Source organism: Acinetobacter sp. FB, assembly GCF_056033405.1.
The window spans coordinates 2623379-2642152 of sequence record NZ_CM148502.1 but is presented as its reverse complement, the minus strand read 5'-3'; the positions used below and the strand labels follow the sequence as shown (position 1 = coordinate 2642152).

Here is an 18774-nt window from a genome sequence, read left to right as displayed (position 1 = left end):
TGATTAAAAAGGCGGCATTTATGCCGCCTTTTTTAATGCATTAAATATATTTTTTCACAATACCATCATCGAGTAATTGCTGGAAATGCTCACAGACACTTTCCCGAATATCACGATATTGAATACCTAGCTCATTTACACTACGCTTTGAATTAAAGTAGATTGGATAACCCATATTGAGTTTTACAAATTGGCGTGAATGACCAAATACGGGTGCAACTAAAGAAAAAGCTGTTTTAGGTACAGTGAAATGTGGGAATGGGTATCTATAACCGAATTTTTGCGTTAAGGCTTTGCCCATGTCGAGCAGGCTTAATGTGCCACCACAAATGATATAGCGACCTTGTGCTTTAGGATTTAGTGCCGCAGCAACATGCGCATCTGCAACATCACGGACATCTACGATTCCATTCCACATCGGTGGCACACCAAATAAGGTCGTACCATTCCCGAATTGTTGTAATACTTCGATACTGCCTGATTGACTGGCATCAGTGAGTGATGGTCCCATCACTAACGCTGGGTTAATACAAACTAGGCTCCAACGACTTTGTTGCTCGGCCATTTCCCAAGCTTTGCGTTCAGCCGCGACTTTTGAATATGGATAGGGTTGGTGTGTTTCACTACTCGTATTGTTCCAGTGGCTTTCATCAAACTCATTATTTGCTGTACTTTGGATCTCAATCGCATCGCCATAGGTTGATGCAATACTTGAGGTGAGAACCACACGTTTGACTGATTCTGTACGATTTACACTATCTAAGACATTTTCTGTGCCTTTAACTGCAGGTTCAATAATGTCTTTGACGGCATCTTTATAGTTAGTGACTACAAAAGGTGATGCAGTATGAATAACAATTTCACAACCTTGCATAGCTTCATCAAAGGAATTTGGTTCCAGTAAATCTGCTTGGTAAAACTGGATTTGTCCTGATGATTTATCTGCTAGATCATACAGGTGCTGAATTTTATTTTTCTTAGATGGATCTCGAACCGTGGCATGTACGTTGTAACCCTGCTTAAGCAGTCGTTCAATAATCCAGCCCGCAATATAACCCGTAGCACCAGTGACCAAGATTGGCTTACTTTTATCCATTGTTATTTCCGCATTATGTTTTTGTGATTGCTGTTATTTACCGAATTTTGTTCAAACAAACAACAGCCGAGCTGTCATTTTTTATGATTTTTTGATCAAAATATATTCGTAATAAGAAGCATTGCTAATCGTTACAAAAAATCAAACAAATGATTTTCAATAAGATTATCTATTTTAAAAGGTTAAAATGATATGCAAATGCTTCTTTTATTTAGATAAATTAGGCGAATTAAAACTGTAAATGCGTATGTTTCTCATTTTAATTTTATAAAAATCATAAACTTACACAATTTAATTTTGCAAATATGATTTAAGTTCACCATAATATTATTATTCGATAGGAGTAAATATTATGCGTGGCAATCCAGAAGTCATCGACTATTTAAATATGCTCATTGGCGGTGAATTGGCTGCTCGTGATCAATATTTAATTCATTCAAGAATGTACGAAGATTGGGGCTTAAGTAAAATTTACGAGCGTATTGATCATGAAATGCAAGAAGAAGCTTCACATGCTGATTCAATCATTCGCCGTGTTTTATTTTTGGGTGCTCAACCTAATATGAATCGTGAAGACATCAATGTGGGTACAGATGTCGTAAGTTGTTTAAAAGCTGATTTAGCACTTGAATATCATGTGCGTGAAAAACTAGCGACAGGTATCAAACTGTGTGAAGAAAAAGGCGACTTTATCAGCCGTGATATGTTGCGTCAGCAACTTTCGGACACAGAAGAAGATCATACGTATTGGTTAGAAAAACAATTGCGTTTAATTGAATTAATTGGTTTGCAAAATTATATTCAATCGCAGATCTAATCAAAAATGAGAAAGCCAACTGAGAAGTTGGCTTTCTATTTGAATGAAAAATTCTAATTCTAGAACTTAATCTGGCTGTTTAATATTCGAATCTAGATTCCATGCCTGAGTGAGGATTGCCAAAATTTTATCTGTTTGTCTCTTGGAAAACAGTGAGAGTCTAAGTTGGCTTAATTTATGGCGATTTTCATCCTGTGAAAAATAAATATTAGTTCGGTAATGCCAAAATTTTTGAAAATCTTGACCTAATAGCTTACGTTGCCATTCATACTTTTTAAATACATATGGGTCTATTATTAAATAAGATTTTTGATGTAACTCATTTATTTTTATAGTGCGTGTTTTAAATAACATTCTCAGAGAAATACGTTTGTTGGTGATGATTAAGCGATTCGTCAAAAAAACTGGCAGAAAAAATAAGAGCCATAAGAAAACAGGATCTTTAAATAAAAATAGGCAATTCGGTGTTCCAATGATGATATATATAAGACCCGATAAAGAGCTAAACGGTATAGTTTTTATTAATAAACTTTCATCTTGTTCTAACTGCAATTTTATTCCCCTTAAAATTCAATATGACTTAATTCAAATTTATTTATTCTGAGCTTCTTTTAAATCTTTTAATACTTGATCAGCATGCGTTTGCGTATTCACACTCGTGTAGTGATACATAATTGCACCTTGAGGATTAATCAAGAAACTCTCACGTTTAGCAATTTTTGTAATCCCGAGGTTTCTAACAATGCCAAATTTTCCAGCAAGTTCGCCTTTTTCATCTGCCAAAATTGGGAACGGTAAACCGAGCTTTTGTGAAAATTTTTGGTGTGATGCAACATCATCTAAGCTAACACCTAAAACTATTGCATTCGACTTTAAGAATTGAGGATAAAGTGATTTAAATTGATTCGCTTCTTGAGTACATCCCGCAGTGTCATCTTTAGGGTAGAAATAAAGTACAATCCACTTGCCTTTATATTGGTTCAAAGTGTGCCATTTGCCACTTTGATCTTGTAGTTTGAAATCTGGCGCAGACTGTCCAACCCATTCTTTTTGAGCTGTATTTTGCTTAGAAAAAATAGAAGTTTGCGCTGTACTAAGGCTAGGGATACCAAGTAAAAAAAACGAACTGCATAAAATAATAACTTTGGACTTTATCGTATTCATCATGTTGATCTCAAAGTGTAATAAACTCTACTTTAGCAAATTTCGAAACCATATGGGTTAGAAAATTCTTTAAAGAATTTTGATCCGTTTTATGGTGTCTTTTGAGCAAAGTATAATGAAAGGGATTGATCAGGAAAATAATGACTCGTATAAATCGGAGAGTATACTGCATTCAAGTTTTTGGAATTGAGCAAGCACGTGACTTATAGGATTCTACTCATCACAGGATGGGGCGGTGGTGCCGAATTATTAAAACCTTTGCATGAGGCTTTAGAACAACAGGGACATAGTGTTGAGCGGATAAATATCTTTAATGCGCTGGATAATGAGATATTGCAACAGCATGTCGAACTTGCAGTGAAGTTTGATGTGATTGTCGGATGGTCGCTTGGCGGACAACTGGCAACTTTATTGGTCGATCAAATTCAACAACAGTATGCTGAATATAAAATTTTAATCACTTTAGCGTCGAATCCATGTTTTGTTGCTCAAGCAGATTGGATGACTGCCATGCCTGTTGAAACCTTTATGCAATTTAAAGAATCATTTGAACAGGATGCGATTACTACGCTAAAACGGTTTGGCTTGTTGGTCTGTCAAGGTGCAAGTTCGGCAAAAAAAGACTTCGTGGCTATGCAAAAATTGATTCGCCCACAATCGATTGTATTGCTTAGACAAGGGTTAAAGTTGCTGGAGCAATTAAATTTGGTTGAGTTGTATGAAAATTATCAGGGTAGACAGTTACATGTGTTTGCGGAGCATGATGCATTAGTTCCTTACCAAATTATGCGAAAAACTAAAGATTTGACTGCAAAAAATCTATCTGTTGTTTCGATCGATGGAGCTTCTCATGGTTTTCCATGTTTTATGGTTGAGCAGACTGTGCAAATAATTGAAGATTTTATTCAACAGACGGCTTAATCTTGCTTGAATTGAAAGTTCTCGCAATATATTTTAGATTTTGACACGTTTAAGATTATGCATACGGATTTTGAATCTGTTAGGGCGGAGTCGTGCTGAGTTTTAATTTAATTTCAGGATAAGCTTTCAGCTAGACTTACTTTGGTTTTGCCCAAAGTAAGCAAAGGCATTTGTTAAGCTGATGGTGCATCCTTGATACCACAGCTTAACAGGCGGCATCCATGCCGCCTCCATGATCGTAGATACTGCCATGAATTTAATTGGCTTAGGATGAGGAGTAAGAACGGATGACCGATTTATTTGATTTAGAACATATATGGCATCCCTATACTTCGATGTTAAATCCATTGCCAACCTTTAAAGTCAAACGTGCCTACGATGCAACGATTGAATTAGAAGATGGGCGAACTTTAGTTGATGGTATGTCTTCATGGTGGTGTGCAATTCATGGTTATAACCATCCTGAACTTAACCAAGCGGTTTCAGATCAATTACAGAAAATGGCGCATATCATGTTTGGTGGTCTGACCCACGAACCTGCAATTGAATTAGGTAAATTATTATTAAAAATCACGCCACCGAGTTTGGATAAGATTTTCTACGCAGACTCAGGTTCGGTTGCCGTAGAAGTAGCGTTAAAAATGGCAGTGCAATATTGGGCTGCATTAAATAAACCAAAGAAAACCAATTTTATTACGACCCGTTCTGGCTATCACGGCGATACATGGAATGCGATGTCGGTGTGTGATCCAGTCACGGGGATGCATCAAATTTTTGGTACAAGTTTACCGAATCGAATTTTTGTACCCGCACCACAAAGTCGTTTCGATGGTGAGTGGAATCCGCAAGATATTCAGCAACTCAAACAGCAGATTGAACAGCATCATCACAGTATTGCTGCCCTGATTATCGAGCCGATTGTACAGGGTGCAGGCGGCATGCGTTTTTATCATCCTGAATATTTACGCCAAGCCAAGGCGTTGTGTGAGCAATATAATTTGTTATTGATCTTTGATGAGATTGCGACAGGTTTTGGTCGTACAGGCAAAATGTTTGCTTGGGAACATGCCCAAGTTGAACCCGATATTATGTGTATCGGCAAAGGTTTAACGGGCGGTTATATGACACTGTCTGCGACCTTAACTACCAAGCAAGTGGCTGAAAGCATTAGTCGTGGTGAAGCAGGCGTGTTTATGCATGGCCCAACCTTTATGGCGAATCCACTGGCCTGTGCGGTTGCTTTAAGAAGCACCCAATTATTGGTGGAACAGGATTGGCAAGCCAATATTCAACGAATTGAAAAGATTCTGGCTGAACAGTTAACGGATTTAGCACAGCTCGATCATGTTGCTGATGTACGGGTTTTAGGGGCGATTGGCGTGGTTGAATTAACCACCAATGTGGATATGAAAACCTTACAGCAACAGTTTGTTGAACGGGGTATTTGGGTACGACCATTTGGAAAATTGGTCTACGTAATGCCGCCGTATGTGATTAGCGATGATGAACTCCATTATTTATTAGCACACATGAGTGAAGTGGTAAAAAATATGCAAGGAGTAAATGCCAATGTCCTTGCTTGATCATTATGCCGAGCAGCTTGAGCAACTTAAGCAACAGGGCAATTTTCGCCAATTCACTTCAAATCAGCAATCTGGACGATGGATTACCATTCAAGATCGAACCATGTTGAATCTGGCATCCAATGATTATTTAGGTTTGGCAGCTGATTTAAGTTTAAGAGAAGAATTTCTTGATACGCTGAAAATCGAAAGAGCGCTCTTTAGTTCATCTTCTTCACGCTTGCTCACCGGTAATTTTGCAGAATATGAACAATTTGAAAATAGCCTAAGCAAAGCATTTGGTCGCGCTGCCTTACTCTTTAATAGTGGCTACCACATGAATATCGGTATTTTACCAGCCTTGTGTGATAGCAAAACCGTAATTCTGGCTGATAAACTGGTACATGCCAGTATGATTGATGGCATTCGACTTTCGACTGCTCAGTATGTACGTTATCGCCATAATGATTTGCAGCATCTGGAACAGTTATTGCAAAAGTATCACCAAGATGAGCAAGTTGAACGCATTATTGTGGTGACTGAAAGTATTTTTAGTATGGATGGGGACGAGACGGATTTAGCTGCATTGGCGCAGTTAAAGCAACGTTATGTCAAAACCATGTTGTATGTCGATGAAGCCCATGCGATTGGTGTCAGAGGGGAGCAAGGTCTGGGTTGTGCTGAACAATATGGTGTATTGGATCAGATTGATTTCTTGGTGGGAACCTTTGGTAAAGCAATTGCCTCGGTAGGCGGCTATATCATTTGTGATTCAATCATCCGTGATTACCTGATCAATAAAATGCGCCCATTGATTTTTAGTACCGCTTTACCTCCAATCTCGATGGCATGGTCAGATTTTATGTTTAATAAAGTGCTGAGTATGCAGCAACAGCGTCAGCACTTGGCCGAGATCAGTCAGTATTTACAACAGGCGGTGATTGCAAAAGGTTTTTCAAGCCCATCGAGCAGTCATATCATTCCAATTATCTTGGGCGAAAGCCAAGCTGCGATTGAAAAAGCACGTTATGTACAACAACAAGGTTTTTATGCCATGCCGGTACGACCACCAACAGTGCCACAGAATAGTTCACGCTTGCGTATTTCATTAACCTCTTTGGTGCAAAAAAATGAATTGGAACAATTGGTGGAGTGTTTGTGAGCATCAATAAAGCACTGGTTGCGCAACGTTTTGCCAAAGCAGGGCAAAGCTATGTCGAGCATGCTGTGGTACAGAAACAGATTAGTGCACAGTTATTTAAATACCTTAAAGTGTATTATCCGCAGAAGTTAGCCTCTGTGCTTGAGATTGGCTGTGGTTCCGGCAATCTCACCCACTTACTCCAATCCCATTTTCAAATTGAGCAACTGTTTTTAAATGATTTATATGCAGATGTTGATCAGCATTTTCTCAATTTTAAACATGTAAATTGGTTGATCGGAGATATTGAGCAACTGCATTTACCGCAGTCCTTAGATGCAGTGATTTCTAGTTCAGCATTACAGTGGATGACTGATCTACCTACGTTATTGCACCGAATTCATGATGCTTTAAAACCCAATACATATTTCGGTTTTTCCACTTTTGGGTCAGATAATCTCACTGAAATTAAGCAGTTGACAGGACAAGGCTTAAATTATATTGATCTACAATCTTTAAAACGACAGCTCGAGCAGCAGAACTTTGAAGTGCTGTTCATTGAGCAAGAAGTGAAGCAGATTTATTTTGATCATCCAAAATCGGTATTGCAGCATTTAAAAGCCACAGGCGTGACCGCAACAGCTCAATCACATCGTTGGACCAAGCAATCCTTGCAGCAGTTTTATTTAGATTATCAACAGTTTTATGATGAGCAGGGGTTTCGTCTGACTTATCATCCGATTTATGTGATTGCACGGAGAACAGCATGAGTGCAGCAATTTATTTTGTCAGTGGTATTGATACTGAAATTGGTAAAACGTATGCCACAGGCTATCTCGCTAAACTTTGGACTGAGCAAGGACAGCGTGTTATCACTCAGAAGTTAGTGCAAACGGGCAATATAGATATATCTGAAGATATTCAAAAACACCGTGAAATTATGGGAATGGGTTGGTTTCAGGAAGATCATGACAAACTGACCATGCCTGAAATTTTTACGTATCCAGCCTCGCCGCATTTAGCCACACGTTTGGATGGACGTGATTTAGATTTTGCCAAGATCGAAGCAGCGACCAAAGAATTGGCTCAGCGCTTTGAGGTGGTATTGTTAGAAGGTGCTGGTGGTTTGATGGTGCCTTTAACCACAGAGTTTTTAACCATTGATTATATTGCTCAGCATCAATTTCCGGTGATTTTGGTGACTTCAGGACGTTTGGGCAGTATTAATCATACTTTATTGAGTTTAGAGGCATTAAAGCAGCGTGGTTTGAATTTGCATGCTTTGGTGTATAACTTAAAGGATGAGTCGAAAGACCCGCTTATTTCAAAAGATACGGCTGATTATCTAAAAGCTTATCTGGCAAAGCATTTTCCTGATGCTCAATGGATTGAGTTGGAAAAATTCTAATTTAATTCATTAAATTTAGAATCTTATTCAATAGGGGGAACCACAGTGTCTTCCCGAGTTTTCTCAAATGAATACCACATTGTCTTACTTTTCAGGGATGATGAGCTGTGACGGAAATAGCGCAAGACAAAAATCCTTTGTAGGGCTGACTGTATATCCTTATATCGCAGCCCTACGGGCGGCATCCATGCCGCCGTCACGATAGCTAATAGATTTTGGAAGCCATTTAACTAATAAATTTAAGGTGACTAACAATGAATAAAAAGAATTTTATTTTTATAACCCTCTGCCTGTCAGGTCTAATCTCGACAACTCATGCTGCCATACCTAGTGATAAAACTATCATTAGTTGGATCACTAATTTCCAAGATTCAAATGCTAATCCACCCCAAGCCATTCAAATTGATTCGACCGAAGCCGTAAAACTGATTTCAGGAGAAGAAGCCTATTTATCTGGTGTGAGTTTTGAAAATGCAGGACGTAACTTTTGGGCTGGTTATGTATTAACTCGTCCAAAATTAAAACAAGCTCGAATTTTAAAGGAGTTTGGTGGTCAATCGAATAGCTTTAAAGTGCATCCAACCGTTTATAAAAGTAAACCGATTCAACTGATCGAAATCGAAAGTGCAGGTTCAGGACAAGGCACAGTCGAATCGAGTAAAAGTTTGGTTTATTTCACTCAATGGACAAGTAAGCTGATTGCGGAGGTCGAAGAATCTTCTTATGACGGTCGCTATGATGAAAAACTGGGAGCAGAAGATTGCCGTACTGGCCGAGACAATTCGGGTTATTTAAACGTCATGCCTTATTCACCTTATGTCATTCGAACGACTGTCACAGGCGATGCATGTAATAACAAACCACAAGGCTATAAGGTGGTCAGTAAACTGATTCCAATTGTAATTAATGAAATAAAATAGATAAAACAAAAGTATGTTTTGATTGCTTGTTAAATTTTTTAGATGAAATAATGATTTGATAAAAATTCTGAATTATTAAATAGTTAAAGTAAGTTTATTTATAAAGTTGAATACAATCTAAAAGTCGAGTATTTATTAAAAAACAATGATGTGAGCAGTGAGTTGAAGTCAATATTTTTTAGGGTTGCCTTGGTATCAATTATTGTTGCAGCGATGCCGATTGGATTTGCAAAAACACCTGCTCAAGCAGAAAAAGTGCTTCGTGTTGCTTTTCCAGCACCTGATGATGGTTTTGATATGGTCAAAACCTTTAATTTCTATAGCGGCAATGTTGCTGATGTGATTTTCGAACGCTTAGTTCAATATGATTATTTAGCAAATCCAGTGGAATTAGTTCCTGCAACTGCTCAGAGCTTACCGACTATTGAAAAAAATGGGCAAGTTTATACTTTTAAAATAAAGTCAGGCATTTACTTTACCGATGATCCAGCCTTCAAAGGAAAGCGTCGGGAGTTGGTTGCAGAAGACTATGTTTACTCGATTAAACGCATTTTAGACCCTAAAAATCATGCGCCTTCTTTTTCTTTTATTGATAATAAATTGGTCGGAGCGAATGCCCTCGTTGAGCAAGCCAATAAAACAGGTCGCTTTGACTATGATGCTAAGATTGAAGGTGTAAAAGCCTTAGATAAATATACAATTCAATTTAAGCTGACCCAACCTGATTATAATTTTCCTTATATTCTTGCCTATAGTACATTTGGAGCGACGGCTAGAGAAGTGGTTGAATATTATAAAGATCAGTTAGGCATGCATCCTGTGGGAACGGGGCCTTATATGTTGAGTCGATATGTCCCACGTAGCAAGATTGAACTGATTGCCAATCCAGATTATCGAGGTTTTGTTTGGAATTTTAAATCGACAGGTACAGCGTGGGATAACCAACTCGTCAAGCAAATGAGTGGTAAGCGTATGCCACAAATTGGCAAAGTGAATATTAGTATTATTGAAGAAGAACAATCGCGCTGGTTAGCATTTCAATCGAAACAATTGGATTTCGATACTTTAACTTCAAGCGCTATCCCTAAAGCGTTAGATCAAAACAATCAATTGAATGCTGCGATGCAACAAAAAGGGATTCGCCTTTATGCCAACAAAGAGGCAGAAGTTACTTATACCATGTTCAATATGCGTGATTCTGTCGTTGGCGGAAATAGTTTAGATAAAATTGCTTTAAGACGTGCAATTGCGATGTCTTTTAATCTGAATGAATATATTCGAATTCTAAGAAAAGGACAGGCTGTTAGGGCTGAAATGTTAGTGCCTGCAGGTGTGAATGGGCATAACCCGAATTATCGCAGTAGTATTGGTTATAACCCTGTTTTAGCCAATAAATTGCTTGATCATTTTGGCTATAAAAAAGGAATGGATGGCTATCGTCGTTTTCCAAATGGTAAGGCTTTAACTCTAAAAATCAATACGGAAAGTGGCTCTTCTTCAGTAATTTATTCTGAACTTTGGAAGAAAAATTTAGATGCGATAGGGATACGAGCTGAGTTTAAAGTGAGTAATTTTGCCGATAACTTAAAAGCAGCAACTCAGTGTCAATATATGATGTGGAGTGGCGCATGGCATGCAGACTATCCAGAGGGCGAAAATTTTACTCAGTTATTGTACGGTGCAAATATTGGTCGTGGAAATCAATCATGCTATAAATCGGCTGCTTATGATGGCTTATATCAGCAAGCGATGAAATTAGCGCCTGACCAACGCATGCCATTCTATGAAAAAATGAGTCGACAAGTTGAAGCTGATAATCCTTGGATTTTGCAAGATACACGCATTAGAAACTGGGTGATTCAACCAGAGGTGCAGGGATTTAAAGCGCATCCAATCATGAATAGCAATTGGCAATATTTAGATATTGCACCCTCACAGCACAATAAATAATGAGTTCAGGATGAAGCAAAAATTCAAATATTCGATGCCAAGTTATGCTGTAGCCGTGCTATTGGGCACAACATTGAGTTTGGGTGTATCTTATACACAAGCAAAAAGTCCAGCCAATCCGAATAAAGTGTTACGTTATGCTTTTCCTGTGGCTGAGACTGGGTTTGATCCTGTTGCTATACAAGATTTATATTCAGCGCATATTTTGTATTCAGTATTTGAAACGTTATATACCTATGACTATTTAGCTTCACCCGCAAAACTCGTTCCAAATACGGCGGTGGCTTTGCCAGAAGTAAGTGCCGATGGTTTGACTTATACCATTCGAATAAAAAAAGGAATTTATTTCACCCCCGATCCTGTATTTAAAGGTAAAGCGAGAGAATTAACCGCAGCAGACTATGCCTATTCGTTTAAACGATTGCTTGATCCAAATTTACATTCACCCAGTAGTTGGTTATTTGAGGGACGTATCTCAGGAATGGATAGCGCCATCCAGCAAGCGGCTAAAAATGGAAAATTTAACTATGATCAGTCAATCATTGGCTTGCAAACACCTGATCGTTATACCTTGGTGATTCGATTAAAAGAGCCAAATTATAATTTTCCAATGTTACTTGCACATCAGCCAACAGGTGCAGTCGCGCGTGAAGTGATTGAACATTATCGTGATAAAGCAGGCTATGTGATGGGACATCCTGTAGGGACAGGGCCTTATGCTCTCGCACAATGGACACCAGGCTCGCGTATTATTTTGAAAGCAAATCCTGATTATCGCGGTTATACATGGAATTTTAAAGCGGCCAATCTTGAAGATCAGAAAATCGTACAACAGATGCAAGGCAAAAAAATGCCGCAGATTGGTGTGGTTGATATTCAGGTGATTGAAGAATCACAGTCAGGATGGTTATCGTTCCAAAAAGATGGGCTAGATATATTTACTTTAGATGGTGAATTACCTGCACAAGCTTTAAAAGACGGTCAGTTAAAGCCAGAGTTAGCAAAAAAAGGGATTCAACTTTCACGTATTGCTGACCCTTCGATTGATTATTTGTATTGGAATATACAAAACCCTGTGGTGGGTGGTTTGAGTAAGGAGAAAATTGCTTTACGCCGAGCAATGGCAATGGCAATTTCCAAAGAGAAATTTATCAGCATTTTAGCCAAAGGGAATGCCAAAAAATTAGAATCACCGATTCCTTATGGTGTCGCGGGGCATGATCCCACTTATAAAAGCAGCATACCGTATTCAATTAAAGCAGCGAATTTATTACTTGATCGTTATAACTACAAAGTGGGCAAAGATGGTTGGCGGATGTTGCCGAATGGCAAGCCACTGGTGATTGAATTTATGCCATCCAGTAGCAGTGCGCGAAGTATGCAGATGGCAGAACTGTTAAAGAAAGAATTAGCCAATCTCAAAGTCAATATGGTCTCTAAACCTGTGCCTTTTGCAGAAGGTTTAAAGGCTGAAAAACAATGTAAAACCATGTTTAAAGCTTCCGCTTGGATTGCAGACTATCCTGATGCAGACAACTTTGTGCAGTTGTTTTATGGCAACAATATTCATGCCACCAACCATACTTGTTTTAAATTGCCAGAATATGATCGTTTATATGAACAGTCATTGAAACTTGCTGATGGTCCTGAACGGAATTTGTTATATCGCAAAATGTCACGATTGCTCGAGTTTTATGCGCCTGTAGAATTCATGTCGACTCGTTACCGTACTGTCGTGGCACAACCTCGAGTGATTGGCTATAAAAAACACCCAATTCTGCCAGCAGAGTGGATGTATATCGATATTCAACAAAACAAACCATAGTGTCGAAAGAAGGTTCGTGAGAAACCTAAACAATATATGAATGAAATTAAATTGGAGAGAAATAATAATGGCAAAAAACATGTTGAAACGATCGATGCTGGGTCTGTTATCTCTGGTAATGACAGGGATGAGCCAAGGTGTATGGGCAGAGAATACAAATGCGACTCTACCTCTTTTCAAACTGAATGATAGTGCAGAATGGTGTGATGCGAATTTACAAAAGTTACAACAGCGTATTTCTCAATTAGAAAAACAATCTATTCAACCCCAATCTACAGCTGCACCTATTCTAGCTGAATGGGATCAATTGATGGCGAGTTTTGAAGACTTCGCAGGACCAATTAGCTTATATAGCAATGTGGATCCCGATGCGAAATTTCGTAAGGCTGCTGATGATTGTGAAGTAAAAATCAATCAGTTGCAGACTGAAATTTATCAGAACCCAAAATTGTATCAACGGATTAAAAATACTAAAACAACAGATCCAATTGATCGTAAATATCGTCAAGATATTCTTGATCAATTTGAAGATACAGGCGTGCAGCTTGTACCTGAAAAACGAGCACGTTTAAAACATATATTGGATGAGCTAACCAAACTTTCGCAAGAGTTCTCTCGTAATGTCCGCGACAATCCTGAAAAATTAGAATTCACACCAGCCGAATTAAAAGGACTACCTGAAAGTTATATTTCAGGCTTAAAGAAAAATGATAAAGGCAATTATTTATTGGGTTTTGAATATCCTGAATATCAACCTTTTATGGAACTTTCAGACAGTGATGATGCAAGAAAACGTTATCAAACGGCATTTACACGTCGTGGTACAGAAAAGAATTTAGTCCTCCTTAAACAGATTATCGACTTACGCTATGAATTAGCACAGTTATTTGGTCAGCCTAGCTATGCCGATTGGGCTTTAAAAAAACGGATGGCGAAAACGCCAAAAACAGTGAATAACTTCTTAGCAGATGTCCATAAAGTCGTGGCACCTTTAGAGCAAAAAGAGGTGCAGGAGTTACGTGTATTTAAAGCTAAAACCTTAAATACTTCTTTGGAAAAAGCTGAAATTAACCGTTGGAATGTGGGGTATTGGAGCGAAAAACTACGCAAAGATAAGTACCAGATTGATCAAGAAAAACTACGTGACTATTTCCCAACACTCGCTGCACAGAAATGGTTGTTTGCAATTTCTGAGAATTTGTATGGTATTCAGTTTAAAGCTGCCAAAGTGGATACATGGCAACAAGAAGTCGAATATTACGATGTTGTAGACCAAAAAACAGGTGAGATATTGGGTAGCTTATATATGGATAAGTTCCCACGTGAAGGTAAATATGGTCATGCAGCAGTATGGGGCGTATATGGTGGCAGTACGCTGAGTCAACGTAAACCAATCTCAGTATTAGTGACCAATTTTAATCGTAAAGGTTTAAACAGCAATGAGCTTGAAACTTTTGTGCATGAGTTTGGGCATGCTTTACATGGAATTTTGTCAAAAACCCGCTATTCGGGTCAGTCAGGAACATCAGTAGAGCGTGATTTTGTTGAAGCACCATCGCAAATGTATGAAGAATGGGCGCGCCGTAAAGAAACTTTATCTAAAGTCGCTGACTATTGTGATCCTGCTTGTCCGAGAGTGGATGATGCACTGATTGAACGTTTAAAAGCTGTGCATAATTATGGACGTGGATTGGGGTATGCACGCCAAACGCTTTATGCACAATATGATATGGCATTGCATGGCGCTGATGCACTAAGTGTACAGCCAATGGATGTGTGGAAAAAAATGGAATCCGCAACCGCATTGGGCTATGTTCCGAACACTGAGTTCCCAGGACAGTTTGGACATTTGATGGGCTATCAAGCGGGCTATTATGGCTATATGTGGTCTGAAGTCTTGGCACTCGATATGTTGTCAGCTTTTGGTGATAACTTGAATAATCCAGAAGTGGGACAACGCTACCGCCAAACCATTCTGTCACAAGGCAGTCAAAAGAATGCAGCGCAATTGGTCAAAGACTTCTTAGGCAGAGAACCAGATAACAAAGCTTTCTTTAATGAAATTACAGGTCAACGGGTCAAATAAGGATTTGCCATTATGCTCGCTTATGTCGTACGCAGACTATGGCAAATGATCCCGACCATGTTGGGTGTCATTTTGCTGATCTTCTTTTTATTTAACTGGGTAGGTGGTGATCCTGCATATATTCTAGCAGGGAAAATGTCCAACCCAGAGCAAATTGATAACATCCGTAAACAGTTGGGGGTAGATCAGCCCTACTATGTGCAGTTGTGGATTTTTATCAAACAAATTCTGACGTTTGATTATGGTGCAAGCTGGAGTACGGGAGAATCTGTATCGCAAATTATTCTGACGCGCATAGGACCATCACTAACTTTATTGATTCCGCTAACGATTTTACAAACGGTAATCTCAATTATTCTGGCTTTAGCGGTTGCTTCAGTTCGTGGATCGCTCACAGATCGTATGGTGATGATGCTCTGTACTATTGGCATGTCGATTAGTATTTTGGTTTATATCATCGTGTTCCAGTATGTCTTGGCATACCAATTCAGTTGGTTCCCCGTACAGGGCTGGAGTGATCGTTTTAGTCAAAACTTATTCCAATATTCTTTGCTACCTATCTTAATCATGTTGGTGGTGAGTATTGCCCCAACACTACGTTTATATCGAAGCTTCGTCCTAGATGAAATTAACCAAGATTATGTGCGTACAGCACGCGCCAAAGGTGTGGGCGAATCACGGGTACTCGGCGTGCATGTCTTGCGTAATGCATCGATTCCAATTGTCACTGAAGTGATGGCTAGTCTGCCTGCCTTACTTATTGGTGCTTTCTTGATTGAACGTTTCTTTGGTATTCCGGGCATCGGGCGTGAAATTATTATTGCGGTTGAGCGTAGTGATTTCCCTGTAATTAAAGCGATTACGGTATATATCGCTGTTGTGACCATGATTTTTAACTTGATCGCCGATCTGATTTATAAGCTCCTCGATCCTCGCGTACAGTTGAAGTAGGGGACGATGATGCTCAGTACAATTTTTAAAGGCAAAACCTCCTCAAATGAATCATCTGCTTCAACAGGACTCTGGCATTTGGCCTTGAATCGATTGAAATCAGATCGAATCGCCGTGGTTTCTTTCTTGGTGGTGCTGTTTTATTTCATCCTGCTCGCGTTATCAATGTCAGGGGTAATCGCCTCAAATTGGAATAAAGAAGTCGCCGTCAGCTACGCACCACCGACATTTTTAGGGGCGGATACTGCGTCAGATCAAATGAAAGACAGTAGCCAGAAGATAGAGGCATTACCTGAAAATCCAGTTGATCCATTGAAAGATGTGATTCAACAGCTCAATGCCGAAATTCAGGCTGAACAACAAGGTAGCTCAGTCATTGATAATTATGGTGTGGTTGATCCTTTAGCAGAGGATATGCAGCAAATTGATCAACAGCTTGGTGGGCATCTGCTGGATCAAAAACAAGAGTTAAAAACCACGTTGGCTTTTGGGGCAGATAAGTGGGGGCAGGATATCCTGCTCAAAACCATTAAAGGTGCTGAAACCTCAATTCTGGTCGGTTTGTTATCCGCTTTATTGGCTGTGGTCATTGGTACTTTCTTAGGTGCAATTGCGGGCTATTTCGGTGGTTGGGTCGATGATGTTCTGAACTGGTTCTACAACATTTTTACTTCGATTCCTTATCTATTGTTGGTATTGGCGATTGCTGCGGTGCTCCAACAAAAGGGCATTCTATCGATTGTACTGATTTTAGGTCTAACGGGTTGGACTGGGGTATTTCGTCTGATTCGTGCCGAATATATGAAGCATAAATCGCGTGAATATGTGCTTGCCGCAAAAGCCATTGGTGTCAGCCATTTACGCCGTATGTTTGTACATATTTTTCCGAATGTCAGTCATATCGCGTTGGTTCAAATTTCGATTCTAGTGGTGTCATTTATCAAATCAGAGGTGATTCTGAGCTTCCTTGGTTTTGGTGTTCCTGTGGGGGTGGTGTCATGGGGCAGTATGCTGAATGAGGCGCAAAGTGAATTGATTTTGGGTAAATGGTGGCAACTGGCTGCGGCATCGATTGCAATGGCTATTCTGGTCACTGCATTCTCCATGTTTACCGATGCATTGCGTGATGCTTTAGATCCTAAGTTGAAATAGCGGAGACAAAATTATGCAACCTCAAAATGAAACACCGCTATTACAGGTAGATGATCTTCGGGTCAGCTTTAAAGGCGAAAATAAACAATGGATCGAAACGGTTAAAGGAATTTCATTTTCAATTCCTAAAAATAAAACCGTGGCTTTGGTCGGTGAGTCAGGCAGTGGTAAATCTGTCACTTCCTTGGCGGTGATGGGTTTATTACCGAAAGGACAAAGTCAAATTGCAGCGCAAAGTCGTGTTGCTTTTGAGGGTAAGGATTTACTGAATTTATCTGCAAAAGAGATTCGGAAAATCTGTGGTAAGGAAATTGCCATGATTTTCCAAGAGCCGATGTCTTCATTGAATCCTGTATTTACCGTGGGTGATCAGATTGCCGAAGTGTTGTGCATTCATTTAGGCATGAGACGCAAGCAGGCTAGAGTACGAGTACTTGAGTTACTTCGAGAAGTCGGTATCCCTGCACCTGAAACAAAAATAGATGCGTATCCAAGTCAGCTTTCTGGTGGTCAGCAGCAACGGGTCATGATTGCGATGGCAATCGCCTGTGAACCAAAGCTATTGATTGCAGATGAACCAACCACGGCTTTAGATGTCACCATTCAAAAGCAAATCATTGATTTGTTGGAATCACTACGACAACGCCATGAAATGTCGATGCTGTTCATTACCCATGATCTAGCACTGGTTGGCGAAATTGCTGATGAAGTGATCGTAATGCGTCATGGTGAAATCCGTGAGTGCGGTGCGGCTGAACAAGTTTTGGAACAACCAAAAGATGTTTATACCCGTGCATTATTGCATTGTCGCCCACAGCTTTCATCACGTCCATATCGTTTACCTGTGACTAGTGATTTTATGAAGCAGGAAAATGGGCAGCTGGTTGAAGTCAATAATTTATCGACATTAAACATCACTGAGCGTACGCGTGGCTTGACAGGCGATGAACAGATTATCTTGGATGTCAAAGACCTGAAAAAGTCATTTTATAGCCGTAAAGGTTTATGGGGTAGCGAAGAGTTTCAGGCAGTCAAAGGTGTATCTTTTCAATTGGCAAAAGGTAAAACACTCGGTCTAGTGGGAGAGTCAGGTTCAGGTAAAACAACGGTTGGTTTGCTATTGATGCGTTTGCATGAAGCGACAGGCGGACAAGCTTTGATTGGTGGCAAAGATATTCTTGCCATGACTGAGAAAGAGTTTTCGCAGTATAAGCGTAAGATTCAAATCATTTTCCAGAATCCTTATGCGTCACTCAATCCCCGTTTTACTATTGGACAGATTTTATTGGAGCCGATGAAAATTCATGGCATTGGACAGAATGATGCCGAACGCAAGAAAATTGCACTTGAGCTATTGGAAAGGGTGAGCTTACCAATACAAGCTTATGATCGTTATCCGCATGAATTTTCAGGTGGTCAGCGACAACGGATTGCGATTGCACGCTGTCTGACTTTAAAACCTGAGATTTTGATCTGTGATGAATCTGTTTCTGCCTTGGATGTTTCGGTGCAGGCGCAAGTATTGAATTTATTGCAGGATCTACAGGATGAATTTGGTTTGAGTTATATATTTATTTCGCATGATTTATCTGTAGTGAAATATATTTCTGATCAGGTGATGGTCATGCATCATGGTGAGTTGGTTGAAATTGCAAATTCGGATGAATTGTATTTACATCCACAACATGAATATACCAAGAAACTGCTGGATGCTATTCCGCAGGGGGTAAACCATCATCATTAAAATTCAAGCATAAAAAAACGCTCTAATCAGAGCGTTT

17 protein-coding genes are annotated in these 18774 nt (G+C 39.4%); 13 read left to right on the top strand and 4 right to left on the bottom strand.

Annotation, left to right across the window (positions count from 1 at the left end; translation table 11 throughout):
* Positions 1–40: 40 nt before the first annotated feature.
* Positions 41–1096 carry an SDR family oxidoreductase gene (locus AC0JIQ_RS12585; protein WP_474201856.1) on the bottom strand — a complete coding sequence of 352 codons (1056 nt, stop codon included), beginning with the start codon at positions 1094–1096 and terminating at the stop codon, positions 41–43.
* Positions 1097–1448: 352 nt separating this feature from the next.
* On the opposite strand from AC0JIQ_RS12585, the gene ftn reads away from it, so the two are divergent.
* Entirely contained in the window at positions 1449–1913 is a 465-nt protein-coding gene (gene ftn, locus AC0JIQ_RS12580; protein WP_474201855.1) for a heteropolymeric bacterioferritin subunit Ftn, read from the top strand.
* Between the two features lie 66 nt (positions 1914–1979).
* On the opposite strand, the gene AC0JIQ_RS12575 is transcribed toward ftn, so the two are convergent.
* On the bottom strand, positions 1980–2465 hold the full coding sequence (locus AC0JIQ_RS12575) for a hypothetical protein (RefSeq protein ID WP_474201854.1): 486 nt from the start codon (positions 2463–2465) through the stop codon (positions 1980–1982).
* 39 nt (positions 2466–2504) lie between these two features.
* Complete coding sequence (locus AC0JIQ_RS12570) at positions 2505–3080, bottom strand: peroxiredoxin (protein WP_474201853.1); 576 nt, start codon at positions 3078–3080, stop codon at positions 2505–2507.
* A 195-nt stretch (positions 3081–3275) separates the two neighbouring features.
* On the opposite strand from AC0JIQ_RS12570, the gene AC0JIQ_RS12565 reads away from it, so the two are divergent.
* Positions 3276–3998: an alpha/beta hydrolase family protein gene (locus AC0JIQ_RS12565; RefSeq protein ID WP_474201852.1), complete on the top strand. Its 723-nt coding sequence runs from the start codon at positions 3276–3278 to the stop codon at positions 3996–3998.
* Between the two features lie 126 nt (positions 3999–4124).
* Here AC0JIQ_RS12565 and AC0JIQ_RS12560 read toward each other — a convergent pair whose 3' ends face one another.
* Positions 4125–4250 carry a hypothetical protein gene (locus AC0JIQ_RS12560; protein WP_474201851.1) on the bottom strand — a complete coding sequence of 42 codons (126 nt, stop codon included), beginning with the start codon at positions 4248–4250 and terminating at the stop codon, positions 4125–4127.
* 35 nt (positions 4251–4285) lie between these two features.
* Here AC0JIQ_RS12560 and bioA point away from each other — a divergent pair, with 35 nt between their 5' ends.
* The 11 genes from bioA (at position 4286) to AC0JIQ_RS12505 (ending at position 18737) form a co-directional block, all read left to right on the top strand.
* On the top strand, positions 4286–5581 hold the full coding sequence (gene bioA / locus AC0JIQ_RS12555; protein WP_474201850.1) for an adenosylmethionine--8-amino-7-oxononanoate transaminase: 1296 nt from the start codon (positions 4286–4288) through the stop codon (positions 5579–5581).
* Positions 5568–6722, top strand: coding sequence for an 8-amino-7-oxononanoate synthase (locus AC0JIQ_RS12550; protein ID WP_474201849.1), 1155 nt, complete (start codon positions 5568–5570; stop codon positions 6720–6722). The genes bioA and AC0JIQ_RS12550 overlap by 14 nt, the downstream gene beginning before the upstream one ends.
* Entirely contained in the window at positions 6719–7471 is a 753-nt protein-coding gene (gene bioC / locus AC0JIQ_RS12545) for a malonyl-ACP O-methyltransferase BioC (protein WP_474201848.1), read from the top strand. Before AC0JIQ_RS12550 ends, bioC begins: the two co-directional genes overlap by 4 nt.
* A complete protein-coding gene (bioD, locus tag AC0JIQ_RS12540; RefSeq protein ID WP_474201847.1) occupies positions 7468–8109 on the top strand; it encodes a dethiobiotin synthase in 642 nt (213 codons plus the stop codon). Before bioC ends, bioD begins: the two co-directional genes overlap by 4 nt.
* A gap of 254 nt (positions 8110–8363) precedes the next feature.
* Positions 8364–9029 carry a hypothetical protein gene (locus AC0JIQ_RS12535; protein WP_474201846.1) on the top strand — a complete coding sequence of 222 codons (666 nt, stop codon included), beginning with the start codon at positions 8364–8366 and terminating at the stop codon, positions 9027–9029.
* A 162-nt stretch (positions 9030–9191) separates the two neighbouring features.
* A complete protein-coding gene (locus AC0JIQ_RS12530; RefSeq protein WP_474201845.1) occupies positions 9192–10979 on the top strand; it encodes an ABC transporter substrate-binding protein in 1788 nt (595 codons plus the stop codon).
* Between the two features lie 10 nt (positions 10980–10989).
* Complete coding sequence (locus tag AC0JIQ_RS12525; RefSeq protein WP_474201844.1) at positions 10990–12804, top strand: ABC transporter substrate-binding protein; 1815 nt, start codon at positions 10990–10992, stop codon at positions 12802–12804.
* A gap of 67 nt (positions 12805–12871) precedes the next feature.
* Positions 12872–14890 carry a M3 family metallopeptidase gene (locus AC0JIQ_RS12520; RefSeq protein WP_474201843.1) on the top strand — a complete coding sequence of 673 codons (2019 nt, stop codon included), beginning with the start codon at positions 12872–12874 and terminating at the stop codon, positions 14888–14890.
* Between the two features lie 12 nt (positions 14891–14902).
* Positions 14903–15841, top strand: a complete 939-nt coding sequence (locus AC0JIQ_RS12515) for an ABC transporter permease (RefSeq protein WP_474201842.1) — start codon at positions 14903–14905, stop codon at positions 15839–15841.
* A gap of 9 nt (positions 15842–15850) precedes the next feature.
* Positions 15851–16993 (top strand): ABC transporter permease, encoded by a 1143-nt coding sequence (locus AC0JIQ_RS12510; protein ID WP_474201841.1) that lies wholly within the window; start codon positions 15851–15853, stop codon positions 16991–16993.
* A 13-nt stretch (positions 16994–17006) separates the two neighbouring features.
* Positions 17007–18737, top strand: a complete 1731-nt coding sequence (locus tag AC0JIQ_RS12505; protein WP_474201840.1) for an ABC transporter ATP-binding protein — start codon at positions 17007–17009, stop codon at positions 18735–18737.
* The last annotated feature ends 37 nt before the right edge of the window (positions 18738–18774 follow it).